This window comes from Morganella morganii, from assembly GCF_041099235.1.
Lineage (GTDB): Bacteria > Pseudomonadota > Gammaproteobacteria > Enterobacterales > Enterobacteriaceae > Morganella > Morganella morganii_E.
This window is the reverse complement of the sequence record NZ_JBFZSO010000009.1, coordinates 69,038-83,000: the sequence shown is the minus strand read 5'-3', so window position 1 is coordinate 83,000 and position 13,963 is coordinate 69,038. Positions and strand designations below refer to the sequence as shown.

13 protein-coding genes are annotated in these 13,963 nt (G+C 54.0%); 12 read left to right on the top strand and 1 reads right to left on the bottom strand.

Going from position 1 to position 13,963, the window contains the following annotated elements; translation table 11 throughout:
* The 12 genes from eutA (at position 1) to AB7038_RS14365 (ending at position 13,161) form a co-directional block, all read left to right on the top strand.
* Positions 1-1,419, top strand: coding sequence for an ethanolamine ammonia-lyase reactivating factor EutA (gene eutA / locus AB7038_RS14420; RefSeq protein ID WP_004238997.1), 1,419 nt, complete (start codon positions 1-3; stop codon positions 1,417-1,419).
* A gap of 11 nt (positions 1,420-1,430) precedes the next feature.
* On the top strand, positions 1,431-2,792 hold the full coding sequence (locus tag AB7038_RS14415; protein ID WP_004236092.1) for an ethanolamine ammonia-lyase subunit EutB: 1,362 nt from the start codon (positions 1,431-1,433) through the stop codon (positions 2,790-2,792).
* 18 nt (positions 2,793-2,810) lie between these two features.
* Complete coding sequence (eutC, locus tag AB7038_RS14410; protein WP_004236091.1) at positions 2,811-3,704, top strand: ethanolamine ammonia-lyase subunit EutC; 894 nt, start codon at positions 2,811-2,813, stop codon at positions 3,702-3,704.
* A 13-nt stretch (positions 3,705-3,717) separates the two neighbouring features.
* On the top strand, positions 3,718-4,377 hold the full coding sequence (gene eutL / locus AB7038_RS14405; protein ID WP_368890091.1) for an ethanolamine utilization microcompartment protein EutL: 660 nt from the start codon (positions 3,718-3,720) through the stop codon (positions 4,375-4,377).
* Positions 4,378-4,424: 47 nt separating this feature from the next.
* Positions 4,425-4,985 (top strand): BMC domain-containing protein, encoded by a 561-nt coding sequence (locus tag AB7038_RS14400; protein WP_368890092.1) that lies wholly within the window; start codon positions 4,425-4,427, stop codon positions 4,983-4,985.
* Entirely contained in the window at positions 4,978-6,330 is a 1,353-nt protein-coding gene (locus AB7038_RS14395; protein WP_004238993.1) for a 4Fe-4S dicluster domain-containing protein, read from the top strand. The genes AB7038_RS14400 and AB7038_RS14395 overlap by 8 nt, the downstream gene beginning before the upstream one ends.
* 2 nt (positions 6,331-6,332) lie before the next feature.
* Positions 6,333-6,887, top strand: a complete 555-nt coding sequence (locus AB7038_RS14390) for a BMC domain-containing protein (RefSeq protein ID WP_004236084.1) — start codon at positions 6,333-6,335, stop codon at positions 6,885-6,887.
* 35 nt (positions 6,888-6,922) lie between these two features.
* Positions 6,923-7,957, top strand: a complete 1,035-nt coding sequence (gene eutR / locus AB7038_RS14385; protein ID WP_015422472.1) for an HTH-type transcriptional regulator EutR — start codon at positions 6,923-6,925, stop codon at positions 7,955-7,957.
* Between the two features lie 215 nt (positions 7,958-8,172).
* Positions 8,173-9,216 (top strand): L-asparaginase 2, encoded by a 1,044-nt coding sequence (gene ansB, locus AB7038_RS14380; RefSeq protein WP_368890093.1) that lies wholly within the window; start codon positions 8,173-8,175, stop codon positions 9,214-9,216.
* Positions 9,217-9,554: 338 nt separating this feature from the next.
* Positions 9,555-11,519 (top strand): TonB-dependent receptor plug domain-containing protein, encoded by a 1,965-nt coding sequence (locus AB7038_RS14375; protein ID WP_369453552.1) that lies wholly within the window; start codon positions 9,555-9,557, stop codon positions 11,517-11,519.
* A gap of 12 nt (positions 11,520-11,531) precedes the next feature.
* Positions 11,532-12,251 carry a (2Fe-2S) ferredoxin domain-containing protein gene (locus tag AB7038_RS14370; protein WP_369453551.1) on the top strand — a complete coding sequence of 240 codons (720 nt, stop codon included), beginning with the start codon at positions 11,532-11,534 and terminating at the stop codon, positions 12,249-12,251.
* Between the two features lies 1 nt (position 12,252).
* Complete coding sequence (locus AB7038_RS14365) at positions 12,253-13,161, top strand: ABC transporter substrate-binding protein (RefSeq protein ID WP_369453550.1); 909 nt, start codon at positions 12,253-12,255, stop codon at positions 13,159-13,161.
* Positions 13,162-13,179: 18 nt separating this feature from the next.
* Here the strand turns inward: AB7038_RS14365 and AB7038_RS14360 are convergent, their stop codons facing one another.
* The gene (locus AB7038_RS14360; RefSeq protein WP_368890097.1) at positions 13,180-13,902 is read right to left on the bottom strand and encodes an NUDIX hydrolase; all 723 of its coding nucleotides are present in this window, start codon (positions 13,900-13,902) and stop codon (positions 13,180-13,182) included.
* Positions 13,903-13,963 lie beyond the last annotated feature (61 nt).

Below are 13,963 nucleotides of genomic sequence, written 5' to 3'. Positions count from 1 at the left end.
ATGAAAACCCTCGAACTCTTAAGTGTCGGTATTGACGTGGGCACCACCACAACACAGGTGATTTTCTCCCGTCTCGCTCTGGTAAACCGCGCGGCGGTGTCACAGGTGCCGCGTTATGAGTTTGTGGATCGCAAAATTATCTGGCAGAGCCCGGTTCTGTTCACGCCGGTGGATAAAGACGGCCACCTGCGTGAGGAAGAGCTGCTGGCGCTGGTGCTGGATCAGTACGCCGCCGCCGGGATGGACCCGGCGACGATCGACTCCGGTGCCATCATCATTACCGGTGAAACTGCCAAAACCCGCAATGCACGTCCGGCAGTGGTCGCGTTATCCCAGAAACTCGGGGATTTCGTGGTCGCCACCGCCGGGCCACATCTGGAATCGGTGATTGCCGGTTTCGGATCCGGAGCCCAGACACTCTCTGAGCAGAAGATGGCGCGGGTACTGAACATTGATATCGGCGGCGGCACAGCAAACTACGTGCTGTTCGAAGCCGGTCATGTGATCAGTTCCGCCTGCCTGAACGTCGGTGGCCGTCTGTTCGAAACAGACAGCAGCGGACGCGTCACTTATGTGCATGCGCCGGGCCGTCTGATCGCCCGTGACTGCTTTGGTGAACAGACCGATCCGATGTCCCTGACACCGGCACAACTGAACACTATTGCCGATCGCATGAGTGAGCTGCTGTATGAAGTGATCAGCGGCAATCTCACCCCGCTCGGGCGTGAGCTGCTGATGACGGATGGCCTGCCTGCGGAAAGCAGCTTTTATGCGGTCACATTGTCCGGCGGTGTCGGGGAGTGTTACAGCAATCCGGAAAGCGGCAATGATTTCCGTTTCGGCGATATCGGGCCGCTGCTGGCACAGGCGATTCACCGCAATGCGGATTTCAGCGCGTTACCGATGCAGACTCCGGCACAGACTGTCCGTGCCACGGTGATCGGCGCCGGTGCGCATACGTTATCCCTGTCCGGCAGCACCATCTGGCTGGACAGCATTACGCTGCCGGTCCGCAATATTCCGGTGGTACATCCGGCGCTGGGCCGCGCGGATGATGAAGATCTGGTGAATACCTGGAGCCGTGCCCTGACGCAGATGGATCTTAATCCGCAGCAGGATCTGTACGCGCTGGCCTTACCGGAATCACTGCCGACTAACTACGCCTCGGTACAAAGCTGTATCGATGCTCTGGAACGCTTTACCAAAACATACCCGAACACCATGCCGCTGCTGGTGATCGCGGGACAGGATTTCGGTAAGGCGCTGGGCATGCTGCTGCGTCCGCTGATGAACGGCCGCGAACTGGCTGTTATCGACGAAGTTATCACGCACACAGGCGACTATATCGACATCGGCACGCCGTTATTCAGCGGCTCTGTCGTCCCTGTTACTGTTAAATCACTCGCATTTCCTTCCTGAGGGAACGTAATATGAAATTGAAAACCACGCTGTTTGGTCAGACCTACCAGTTCCGGGACGTGAAAGACGTTCTCGCGAAAGCTAACGAACTCCGCTCCGGGGACATCCTGGCGGGTGTCGCAGCCAGTAACGCCCAGGAACGTGTGGCAGCAAAACAAGTGCTGTCTGAACTGACGATTGCGGATGTCCGCAACAACCCTGTCGTTCCGTATGAAGAAGACTGCGTAACCCGTCTGATCCAGGACGATATCAATGAAACCGAATACAACCGGGTCAAAAACTGGACTATCGGTGAGTTGCGTGAGCATGTCCTGAGCGACACCACCTCTCTCGATAACATCAATCTGCTGCGCAAAGGCCTGACCTCAGAAGTCATCGCCGGTGTGGCAAAAATCTGCTCCAACGCAGACCTTATCTACGGCGCGAAGAAAATTCCTGTCGTGAAACGTGCGAATAACACCATGGGTCTGCCGGGCCACTTCAGCGGCCGTTTACAGCCGAACGATACCCGTGACGAAGTGCAGAGTATCGTGGCACAGATTTATGAAGGTCTCTCTTACGGCTGCGGTGATGCGGTGATCGGTGTCAACCCGGTAACGGACGATGTGGATAACCTCAGCCGCGTGCTGGATGCTGTCTACGGCATCATCGATAAATACGATATCCCGACTCAGGGTTGTGTGCTGGCACACGTTACCACACAGATGGAAGCCATCAAACGCGGTGCGCCGGGCGGCCTGATTTTCCAGAGCATCTGCGGCAGTGAAAAAGGTCTGCGCGAGTTCGGTGTTGAGCTGGAAATGCTGGACGAAGCCCGCCACGTCGGTGCGCAGTACAACCGTATCGCCGGTCCTAACTGCCTGTACTTTGAAACAGGACAGGGCTCCGCACTGTCAGCGGGTGCTCACTACGGTGCTGACCAGGTGACTATGGAAGCCCGTAACTACGGCCTGGCACGTCACTATGATCCGTTCATGGTGAACACCGTTGTCGGCTTTATCGGACCGGAATATCTCTATAACGACCGCCAGATCATCCGCGCCGGTCTTGAAGATCACTTCATGGGCAAACTGAGCGGTATCTCCATGGGCTGTGACTGCTGTTACACCAACCATGCGGATGCGGATCAGAACCTCAACGAAAACCTGATGATCCTGCTGGCCTCTGCGGGCTGTAACTTCATCATCGGTATGCCGCTGGGTGATGACATCATGCTCAACTACCAGACCACTGCGTTCCATGACATCGCAACTATCCGTCAGTTACTCGGCCTGCGCCCTGCGCCGGAATTCGAAGCCTGGCTGGAAAAAATGGGTCTGATGGAAAACGGGCGTCTTACCAATCGTGCCGGCGATCCGTCACTGTTCTTCTGATTTTCGGGGTAAATCACCATGGATCAAAAACAAATTAATGACATCGTACGCAGCGTGATGGCTCAGATGGGACACACGGGCGAAAACGTACAGGCGGTTGCTGCGGCAACGCAGGCTGTGCTGAATCAGGGTAATACGTCTGTTGAATCCGTTGAGTGGGATCTCGGTTCACCGGAAGCAAAACAGTGGATTGGCGTGCAGAACCCGCACCGTGCGGAAGTGTTACAGGAACTGCGTAACAGCACCGGTTCCCGTGTCTGCTCCGGCCGTGCCGGTGTGCGTCCGCGCACCCAGAGCCTGCTGCGCTTCCTGGCTGACCACTCGCGCTCCAAAGATACCGTACTGAAAGAAGTCCCGGCGGAATGGGTGAAAAAACAGAACCTGCTGGAGTTACAGTCTGAAATCACAGACAAAAACCAGTATCTGACCCGTCCGGATATGGGCCGTATTCTGAATAAAGAATCCATCGAACTGCTGAAAACCAAGTGTGTACAGGCGCCGGATGTGCAGGTCATTATCTCTGATGGTCTGTCCACCGATGCGATTACTGCAAACTACGACGAAATTCTGCCGCCGCTGATGAAAGGTCTGGAGCAGTCCGGTCTGAAAGTGGGCACACCGTTCTTCGTCCGTTACGGCCGCGTGAAAATTGAAGACCAGGCCGGTGAAGTGCTCGGCGCGAAAGTGGTTATCCTGCTGGTGGGCGAACGTCCGGGGCTGGGTCAGTCCGAAAGCCTCTCCTGCTACGCGGTGTACTCACCGACAGTGGCGGGTACAGTGGAAGCAGACCGTACCTGTATCTCGAACATTCACCGCGCAGGGACACCGCCGGTGGAAGCCGCCGCTGTTATCGTCGATTTAGCCAAACGCATGCTGGAGCAGAAAGCGTCCGGTATCAACATGAACCGTTAACGGGGAACTGAATATGCCTGCATTAGATCTTATCCGGCCGAACGTGACAGCGATGCGTCTTATCGCCAATGCACACGAAGATTTCTGCCGTGAACTGAAATTACCGAAACACATCCGCAGCCTCGGCCTTATCACCGCAGACTCCGATGATGTTGCTTACATTGCCGCTGACGAAGCCACCAAACAAGCGCTGGTGGAAGTGGTTTACGGACGTTCCCTGTATGCAGGGGCGTCAAACTCACCATCACCGACCTCCGGTGAAGTGATGATTATCCTCGGTGGCCCGAACCCGGCAGAAGTCCGCGCGGGTCTGGATTCCATGATGGCAACGATTGAGTCAGGCCCTGCTTTTCAGTGGGCGAACGACAAAGAAGATACCGCATTCCTGGCGCATCTGATCTCCCGTACCGGCTCTTACCTGTCTGATGGTGACAAAGTTAAACACGGTGATCCGATTGCCTATCTGGTGGCACCGCCGCTGGAAGCGACCTTCGGGATTGATGCCGCACTGAAAGCCGCTGACGTGCAGCTGGCCACTTATGTGCCGCCTCCGTCAGAAACCAACTACTCAGCAGCTTTCCTGACCGGCAGCCAGGCAGCATGTAAAGCAGCATGTGATGCCTTTACCGAAGCCGTTCTGGATATCGCGCGCAATCCGGTTCAGCGCGCCTGAGCAGTGCAGTCAGTCGTCAGTTCAGTCATTAACACAGGAGAAAGGTCATGATCGATTCACTGGGATTACTTGAGGTATACGGCCTGGTGTCCGGCATTGATGCGGCGGATGCGATGCTGAAATCGGCCAATGTCCGCATCCTTAACTATGAAATGGTGATCCCGGGGATGGTGACGCTTGTTGTTGAGGGCGATCTGGCGGCGTGCCGTGCGGCGGTGGATGCGGGCATTGCAGCCGCAAACCGTACCGGTAAAGTGATCGGCCATAAGGTCATCGGTCGTCCGGATGGTGATACCGAGTGGCTGGTCACCGGTTTCAGCGGTGTGCCGGTGAAGGTAAAACCGCAGTCTCCGGCACCGGCTCCGGTATCTGAACCGGCTCCGGCAGCGACGGCAGCGTCTGCCGCCGCCCCGGATGCGGATGCCATGATGATCTTTGCCGCTGAAGCCAGACACCGCCACGGCGTGACCGCCGGAGAAGCGGCCATGCATTTCAGCTGCCTGATAGAGGACAGCCGCGATGTGCTGGAAAACCTGTTTAAACAGGGCAAACTGCGCAAACGCGGCAGCCGCTACAGGGTAAAACAGGAGGGAAACCGCGATGAGTAATCTGATGCCGGGTCTGCATGAGTGCGGGCCCGAAATCATTCGTCAGCGCGTGCAGGATGCAGGGGTTGTCGGTGCGGGCGGGGCGGGTTTCCCGACCCACGTCAAACTGGCGGCACAGGCGGAAATCTATCTGGTGAATGCGGCTGAATGTGAGCCGCTTTTGCAGGTGGATCAGCAACTGGCTGTCCGTGAGGCGGATGCGATGATCCGCGGTTTGCTGTATGCGATGCGGGCCACCGGCGCGAAAGAGGGCATTATCGCCATCAAAGGCAAGCATCAGGCTGCCATTGATATCCTGAATGCCCGCGTGCCGGATTCTGTCCGTCTGCATATCCTGCCGGATGTTTATCCGGCCGGTGATGAAGTGATCACCATCTGGCTGGCGACCGGCCGCCGGGTCCCGCCTGCGGCACTGCCGCTGTCTGTCGGCGTGGTGGTCAGCAATGTGCAGACCCTGATCAATGTCGCGTATGCCGTTGAACAGGAACAGGCCGTGATACACCGTGTCCTGACGGTGAACGGCGCGGTTCATCATCCTGTTACCGTTTCCGTCCCGGTCGGCACCACACTGCGTGAAGTGCTGGCGCTGGCAGGCGGATCCACCATCAGCAACCCGGCGTATATCAACGGCGGGCCGATGATGGGCAAATTACAGACATCCCTTGATGATGCTGTGACCAAAACCACCGGCGGCTTATTAGTCCTGCCGGATGACCATATTTTAATTCAGCGCCGGACCCGTTCGGAGCGCACGGTGATCAACCAGGCGCGTACCGTATGTGAACAGTGCGGCATGTGTACCGAGCTCTGCCCGCGTCACATGATCGGCCACGAACTGCCGCCGCACCTGATTGTCCGCGCGGTGGGTTATGAGCAGATCTCCGCGCCGTCAGCCGTCGTTGCGGCACTGACCTGCTCGGAATGTGCGATTTGTGAAGCCTGGTCCTGCCCGGTGGAAATCTCACCGATGCGCCTGAATCAGATGCTGAAAGTGAAACTGCGCGAAGAAGGGATCCGCTACGAAGGTGAACTGCGCCCGGAAGATCCGATGGCTCAGCACCGCATGCTGCCGGTCAAACGCCTTGTCCGTCGTCTGGAACTGACGGAATACATGCACAAAGCGCCGATGACCGATGAGATTTATGCACCGCAGCAGGTGATTATCCCGTTACGCCAGCATATCGGTGCCCCGGCGGTACCGGTTGTCAGTGAAGGGGATAACGTCACGGCGGGCATGCTGATCGCCGCTGTCCCGGAAAAAGCACTGGGTGCGCCGGTTCACGCCAGTATCAGCGGTGTGGTTCGTCATATTGACAGCACGGCTGTCACGATAGAGAAGGAATAACTATGCACAGTGCAATTGCGATGGTGGAACTGTCCAGTATTGCCAAAGGGATGGAAGTCACCGACTTTATGCTCAAAAGTGCGGAAGTCACCCTGCTGATGGGCAAAACTGTGTGTCCCGGCAAATATGTGGTGATGGTCGGCGGTGATGTTGCCGCCGCACAGCAGGCAATGCGCTGCGGTGTGGAAAAAGGCGGCGCTCAGGTGGTGGATGAGTTTCTGCTCAGTAATATCCACCCGGATGTACTCCCGGCTATCGGCGGTGTCACCGATGTGAATGCCCGTGAAGCCGTCGGGGTAGTGGAAACCTTTAGTGTCGCGACCTGCATTGAGGCGGCGGATTTTGCCGTTAAAGCCGCCGGCGTCACGTTAATACGGCTTCATATGGCGTATGGTATCGGGGGTAAATGTTACTTTGTGATGAGCGGCGATGTCGCAGATGTCGAAACCGCCAAAAAAGCCGCATCACAAGTCGCCGCAGATAAAGGTGCGCTGGTTTACAGCATGGTCGTACCGAATCCTCATCCCGATTTCTGGCAGCAATTGGTCGCTGGTTAACATTTATGGCGGCCGTTCATTTTGGGGAAAAAATAATGATGAAAAAAATCACACCAGATTTACATCACCTTAATGATGAAGTGCCGCATGACCGCGATCTCAGCCCTATCGTGATCGAGCAGAATTTTACACAGCGTTATACGCATGATGCTTATGATCAGGCCTGTGCTATTACCGCCTGGCAGCAGCTTTATGATCAGCTGACGCCGGGCCGGTTTGAAGGGGAACTGACCGAAACCCTGTTTGACGGGCTTCAGGTGTTCCACGAATACACTAATCTGTCTCTGCGCCAGTCCTGCATGGTCTGGCCGAATGCTTTTTGGTTCGGCATTCCCGGGGAGCAGCAGAATACCGGCTATATCGGTAATCAGATGCTGTGCCGGCAGAAAATCGCAGTGCGTCCGGGTGGCAAAGAGTTTGAACTGAGTACGCCGGATGACTATCACATTCAGGGGCTGGTGATTTCTCACGATATCCTGAAAAAACACTCAGTGGTGCTGCAAAACCCGGAGCGGCTGATGAATCTGCTCAGCGAAAATCCGGCTGTGGGTGTGAACCCCTTCAAAAAAGAGGCGATCTGGCAGTATATCCGCCACGCCCTCTGGCACTCCAAAATTGAGCAGGAACGCAACCGTACCGTCAGCCGTGTCCTGAGCCACAACCTGCTGACGGCATTCCTCGGGTTACTGGAAGATGCCAGCACAGTGGCCGATGAGCACTACACTAACCGCGTGAACTACCTGAAACTGGTCTCCAAAGCCCGTGAATACCTGTTTGAGAACGCCACCGAACCGGTGACCGTGCTGGAATTGTGTAATGAGCTGTATGTCAGCCGCCGAACGCTGCAGAATGCCTTCCAGCAGGTGCTGGGGATCGGCCCGAATGCTTATCTGAAAACCATCCGCCTGAACGCGGTGCGCCGTGAACTGGTCAGCCCGTATTCAAAACAGACCACGGTCAAAGACGCAGCAATGCAGTGGGGGTTCTGGCACCTCGGGCAGTTTGCTACTGACTATCAGCGCCTGTTTAATGAGAAACCGTCGGAGACGCTGAGCCGCCGTCTGATGTGATTGTTTTTCTGCTTCCGCTTTCTGGCCTGCATCGTGTTTTCTTTCCGGCAGGTCAGAACGGCTTCTTCTGAGTTACCGTTTTAAAATTCCGCTTCTGATCTCATTTTCAGCATCTTGCTGTGAATATTCTCTGTAAGGAGAATTTAAATATCTAATTGGTTCTATATTTATTAATTGGCTATTTATAATTCTACTGAGCAACGGAGTATTCAGGTATGAAAAACCGCAACAAGATTCTGCTGTCCGCGTTGATATCTCTCTTCATGACCCCGGCGTTTGCACTTCCTTCCGTGACAGTTCTGGCTACCGGCGGCACCATTGCCGGCGGCGGTGAATCGTCGGTTTCGTCCGGTTATCAGGCCGGAAAGGTGGGCGTCGATGCGCTGATTGATGCCGTGCCGGAAGTCAAAGCACTGGCTGATATCAATGGTGAGCAGATTGTGAATATCGGCTCACAGGATATGAATGACAAGGTGTGGCTGACGCTGGCAAAAGAGATCAACCGGACCTGTGATAAAACGGACGGATTTGTCATCACGCACGGCACCGATACGCTGGAGGAAACCGCGTATTTTCTTGACCTGACAGTATCGTGCCATAAACCGGTTGTGCTGGTGGGGGCAATGCGTCCGTCCACGGCGCTGGGTGCGGACGGTCCGCTGAATCTCTATAATGCAGTAGTGCTGGCAACGGATAAATCGGCGGCCGATCGCGGCGTTCTGATGGTGATGAATGACAAGGTGATCAGCGGACGGGATGTGGTCAAAATGAATACCACGGAAGTGCAGGCGTTTGAAGCGGTGAATGCCGGCGATACCGGATTTATCCATAACGGCAAAGTGACCTATTATCAGGCTGCGCCGCCGCGTCAGGCCGGTGCGGTGTTTGATATCAGTAAACTCAGTGAACTGCCGAAAGTCGGTATTGTTTATAATTATGCCAATGCTTCAGATGCGCCGGTAAAAGCCCTGCGGGAAGAGGGAAGCGCCGGGATTGTCAGCGCCGGAGTGGGCAACGGCAATATGTATAAAGGGATTTTTGATGCGTTAGCGGCGGCATCCAAAGACGGAGTGGTGGTTGTCCGTGCCAGCCGGGTACCGACAGGTTATACAACCCGTAACGCAGAAGTGGATGATGATGCTTACGGCTTTGTGGCTTCCGGCAGGCTGAATCCGCAAAAAGCCAGGGTGTTACTGCAACTGGCGCTGACACAAACCACTGATCCGCAGAAAATTCAGTCATTCTTCGAAAAATATTAATTAAATCGTTTTCAGACCGCAGTCGCTCTTATAAGGGGCTGCGGTTTTTTATTATCGGATCGGTTTTCATGCTTTTATTGTTATGTTATAACATAACAATAAATGGATTTAAGGTAATAGTTGTCATTAATGATAATTAACAAATGAAACAAAAAAGACACAGGCGACTACAGGAATTTAAAGAAAAAGAGGCCCGGATCTGTTCGTATTCACAAAGCGGGAAAAAGAATTTTTCTCATATTTACCCATTGAATTTGTTCAGTATATTGTCTGTTTCTGAGTCAGGGTGACTCTGTCTTCACGGCATGTATTACAACAAAATAATAAAAGAGAAAGGTATGAAATCAGTTAAGTTTGCATTGGCGCCATTGTCCGCCATGGTGCTGTTATCGTTCTGTGCGCAGGCCGGAACTCAGGGGAATAATGATGACACAATTGTTGTTAAATCCTCGACCATAGAATCCACCACTGTTAATGAACTGGCAAATTACGGGAACAAATTACAGGTTATTACCCGCGAGGAAATCCAGCGTTCCGGGCCGTCATCCGATTTAAACCAGGTATTACAGCAATATGTGCCGGGGTTATATGTTTCGATGGGACAAGGGGCTTACGGCTACGGGAAATATTCCTTTATGGGAGGCCGCCCGGATGACACCTTAATTCTGATTGACGGTGTTCGTCTGAATAACCGCCTGTTCGGCGGGATCTATCTCGATACTCTGCCGCTGATTGCGATTGACCGCATCGAAGTGTTACAGGGGGCGCAGAGCCTCTCTTTCGGTACTCAGGCGATCAGCGGTGTGATTAACATTGTCACCAAAAAACCGACCTCAGAAGTGTTGTCCGGTGAATTCAGTGTCGGCGCAGATACAGATAAAGGCCGTTACGGTGAAGGGTATATCGAGAAAGCGTTTGATAACGATATCGGTAAAACCGGCCTGATGGCGTGGGTAACCCGCAGCAAATCAGACGGTTACCAGCCGTACCGCGACAGTGATTATAACGGCACGATCGGTCAGAAAAAACGTGGCTATGACGTGACATCTGTTGGTGTCCAGGTCACACAAACTATTGCGGATGCCGCACAATTACAGGGATTCTACCAGTATACGCAAGCCGATCTGGATATGGTGTCCCCGAACCATCACCGCCGGGCGATGAACAAACGTGATCACCATCTGGCGACGGTTTCCTTTGAGCATTTTCTGACTCAGGACACCAGTTACTCCATCCGTGCACATCTTAATGACTGGAATACCCGTTATGACCGCAGCCGCTATCTGGCGGACGGCTCCGTGGATATCCAGAATGACGATTCTTACTGGGGATTCCAGGACTACGGCGTTCAGGCACAGATCAAATCTTACCTGTTCGGGGATAACGAGTTTGTCGTCGGGACAGATAACCAGTGGTACAAAGGTAAAGATGAGGTCATGAAGATCGAAACGGATACCGCGAAAGCCAATGCCCTGTATTTACAGGTGCGGCCGGATATCCCTGTCTTACCGGAGCTGAAACCGAGCCTCGGCGTGCGTTATGAACGCTTTGAAGGCGGTCAGGATGCGACGGTCTGGATGGCAAGCACCAAATATGAAGTGAATGAAAAGCTCAATTTACGCGGTCAGGTGGGAACGGCATTTAAACTGCCGAACGCCGAGCAGTTATATGTCAAAGATGAAAGTAAGCAAACTATCGGTGATGCCAACCTGAAAGCGGAAACCAGTAAAAACATCGAAGCTGGTTTTGATTATCTGACGAAGTGGGAAAACGGTGGTGCATGGCAGTTCGGTGCAACGGCTTACGCCCGTGAAATCAATGATCTGATCACCACAGTGAAAGTCGGTAAATACGACAAATGGGTGAACGGTGACGGTGAAATCCGTACCAAAGGCGTGGTACTGGCGACAAAACTGAACTTTGATGAATCCTGGTATGTCTCCGGGGATATCACCCGTAACTGGCTGGATACCAAAAACGGCGCGACACTCAACGATATCCCGGAACTCTTTACCCGTGGCCGCATCGGTTATGACGCTCCGGCGAAACAGTGGGGTGCGGAACTGGCTGCCCGCTATGTGGGTGAACTGAAATCCGGCGGTGATACCTACGGCCATTACACCGTGTTTGATGCCAGCGCGTATCTGTATGTGGATCATGCGCAGCAGCATAAGCTCACGCTGCTGGTGGAAAACCTGCTTGACCGCGATTATCCGGCGGGACTGACCAGCAACGGCCCGGAAAAAGTGGACAATCTCGGTCGTCCGTTAACCGCTGAACTGCGTTACACCTACCGTTTCTGAGGACACTGAGCTATGGGAAAGAATGTCACACTGTATCTGAACACGTTGCAGAATGAGGCGTGCTTATCTGCGGATTTCTGGCTGTCACTCAGTGAGAAGGGCTTTCCCGGTGATACCGCCTGCTGTGCTGACAGCGGGGCGGTATTGCATCAGCTGAAGGAAACGGTTACACCGGATACCCGCTGTATCCTGCTGATGGTGCTGACCGATCCTGCACAACCCGCTGAAAAACTGATGTCTCTGACCTCAGCGCTGGAGCAGGAAATAGCAGCGCATTATCCGCGATTACGGGTGTTCCGGAGTTTGTGTGTACTTACCGGGGCAGATTCTGCGGCAGATGCCAAACAGGCCGGTGACGTAATAACGGAACTGGAAAAGCAGTCAAACAGCCGTGAGCCGAAAGCAGAATCGAATCCGAACTGGGAAAAAACACCGCCGTACCGTTACCACCTTTTCTTTTGTATGGGGCCGCGCTGTGTTTGTCGCGGTGCCAAATCCCTGCTGATGCAGCTGCGCCATCAGCTTGCGGTACGTAACCTGTTTGAAAATGAAAACGGTGTGCTGCTGACCCGTTCTCACTGTCAGTATCCCTGCAATCAGGGGCCGCTGGTAACGGTCTATCCGGATAATTTATGGTACCGGCTGACCACACCGGAAGAGATCCACCTGTTTGTGTCTGAACAGATAGAACAGGGAAGAGTGGTGCCGTCATTGCTGGCGGAGCATAAATAAAATGAAGATTGCCCGGTATGCTGTCAGTGTGGTCCTTTTGCTTCTGTCTGCAGGGGCTGCGGCGGGAAATAAATGCGATCCGCTGTGGGATAAACCCGCGCCGCCGCAGCATATCATTGCCATGAATCAGCACGCTGCGGATATGGTGCTGGCGCTGGATGCCGGGCCGCAGATGCTGGGCGTGAGCTATATTGATGATTCAGCCGAGGCACTGAAATCAGGGCGCTATCATGGCATTCCGGTTTTTTCAGCCAAATACCCCGCCACCGAGAAACTGATCGCCTCCGGGGCGGATTTTGTCGTGGCCGGGTTTTCCTCTGCTTTTATGGCTTCAATGGGCGGGCAGGATGATCTGCAACGTGCCGGTATCGGCAGCTATCTGATGGCATTTGCCTGTGAACGTCAGGCATACAGCGGATTTGACAGTATTAAAATGGATTTGCAGCGCCTGGGGCGGGTTCTCGGGCGGAAAAAAGAGGCGGATGCCGCTGTTGCCCGTATCGATGCCACACTGGCACAGGTAAAAGCCCTGCCGCCGCTGCCCCGGAAACCGGTGATTTTTTATCTCGACAGCCAGAGCGACACCCTGATGTCACAGGGAAAGAAAGGGTTTATGACCGAAGTCATCACCCTGGCCGGGGGCGAAAATGTGTTTATCAACATGCCGATGGCAGGCATTCATGTCTCCCCGGAAACCCTGCTGGATAAACAGCCGGACTATATCATCCTCGCCGATGCAGTCTGGTCACCGGCAGAAAAGAAAAAAGTCTGGCTGGCAAATCATCCGGCACTGTCTCACCTCGAAGCGGTTAAAAACAGGCGCTATATTGTTATCCCGTTCAGCGGCGTTTATCCCAATGTGAAAAGCCCGGATGTGCTGCTGACGATTGCGGAAGCGGTCAGAAAGTAATACGGACAGAACCCGGTGTTATTCTTCGTCCGTCTCCAGATTACGGATAAAACGATAATCAGCCGACGCCGGTTTCAGGCGGTACAGTGCCGCCGGACGGCCGCGTTCAGCCCGTTTTTCACCGGTATCAATCAGCAGATCGGCCTGCTCGAGACGGCGGCGGAATGATTTTTTCTGAATCGGCTGACCAATCAGAATTTCATGAACATGCTGCAATTCCGGCAGGGTAAAGGTGTCCGGCAGCGCAAATCCCGGCACAACGGAATAGAGGGATTTCTGGCGCAGCCGCGCTCTGGCCTGACGGATAAGGAACTGGTGATCAAATGCCAGTGTCATATTCTCTGCGTCATCCAGCGGTATCCATCTGACTGAATTAACGGTATTAATCTGTTTTTCACACGCCTGCATGGCAATCAGCGCGGTATAACAGACGGTGACTGACCAGCCGCGTTTATCGCGCTGATCATTGCCGACCGTACATAACTGCTCAATGTACGGCGGTGTCACACCGGTTTTTTCCCGCAGTTTCCGCAGTACGGTATCTTCCAGAGTCTTATCCTGTGCCTCATCCACAAAACCGCCGGGTAATCCCCATTTGCCTTTTTCCGGATGTTCCGCGCGTTCGGCCAGCAGTATATGCAGCGTTTCATTGTGATAAGTGAAAAGTACGGCATCAACGGTCACCAGGGGCGACAGAAAATCACGGCGCTGATAACCGGCGAGGTAAGTTTGTTCATCCATTTGCGTCACATCCTGAAATCGGGATAAGTCATTCTATTGTAAGGAGAGAAATCCGGATTGC

Coding starts and splice junctions, on each gene's coding strand:
- AB7038_RS14390 (WP_004236084.1), top strand. CDS start 6,333: ATGCACAGTGCAATTGCGATGGTGGAACTGTCCAGTATTGCCAAAGGG.
- eutC (WP_004236091.1), top strand. CDS start 2,811: ATGGATCAAAAACAAATTAATGACATCGTACGCAGCGTGATGGCTCAG.
- AB7038_RS14370 (WP_369453551.1), top strand. CDS start 11,532: ATGGGAAAGAATGTCACACTGTATCTGAACACGTTGCAGAATGAGGCG.
- AB7038_RS14365 (WP_369453550.1), top strand. CDS start 12,253: ATGAAGATTGCCCGGTATGCTGTCAGTGTGGTCCTTTTGCTTCTGTCT.
- eutA (WP_004238997.1), top strand. CDS start 1: ATGAAAACCCTCGAACTCTTAAGTGTCGGTATTGACGTGGGCACCACC.
- eutL (WP_368890091.1), top strand. CDS start 3,718: ATGCCTGCATTAGATCTTATCCGGCCGAACGTGACAGCGATGCGTCTT.
- AB7038_RS14415 (WP_004236092.1), top strand. CDS start 1,431: ATGAAATTGAAAACCACGCTGTTTGGTCAGACCTACCAGTTCCGGGAC.
- AB7038_RS14395 (WP_004238993.1), top strand. CDS start 4,978: ATGAGTAATCTGATGCCGGGTCTGCATGAGTGCGGGCCCGAAATCATT.
- eutR (WP_015422472.1), top strand. CDS start 6,923: ATGATGAAAAAAATCACACCAGATTTACATCACCTTAATGATGAAGTG.
- AB7038_RS14375 (WP_369453552.1), top strand. CDS start 9,555: ATGAAATCAGTTAAGTTTGCATTGGCGCCATTGTCCGCCATGGTGCTG.
- AB7038_RS14360 (WP_368890097.1), bottom strand. CDS start 13,902: ATGGATGAACAAACTTACCTCGCCGGTTATCAGCGCCGTGATTTTCTG.
- AB7038_RS14400 (WP_368890092.1), top strand. CDS start 4,425: ATGATCGATTCACTGGGATTACTTGAGGTATACGGCCTGGTGTCCGGC.
- ansB (WP_368890093.1), top strand. CDS start 8,173: ATGAAAAACCGCAACAAGATTCTGCTGTCCGCGTTGATATCTCTCTTC.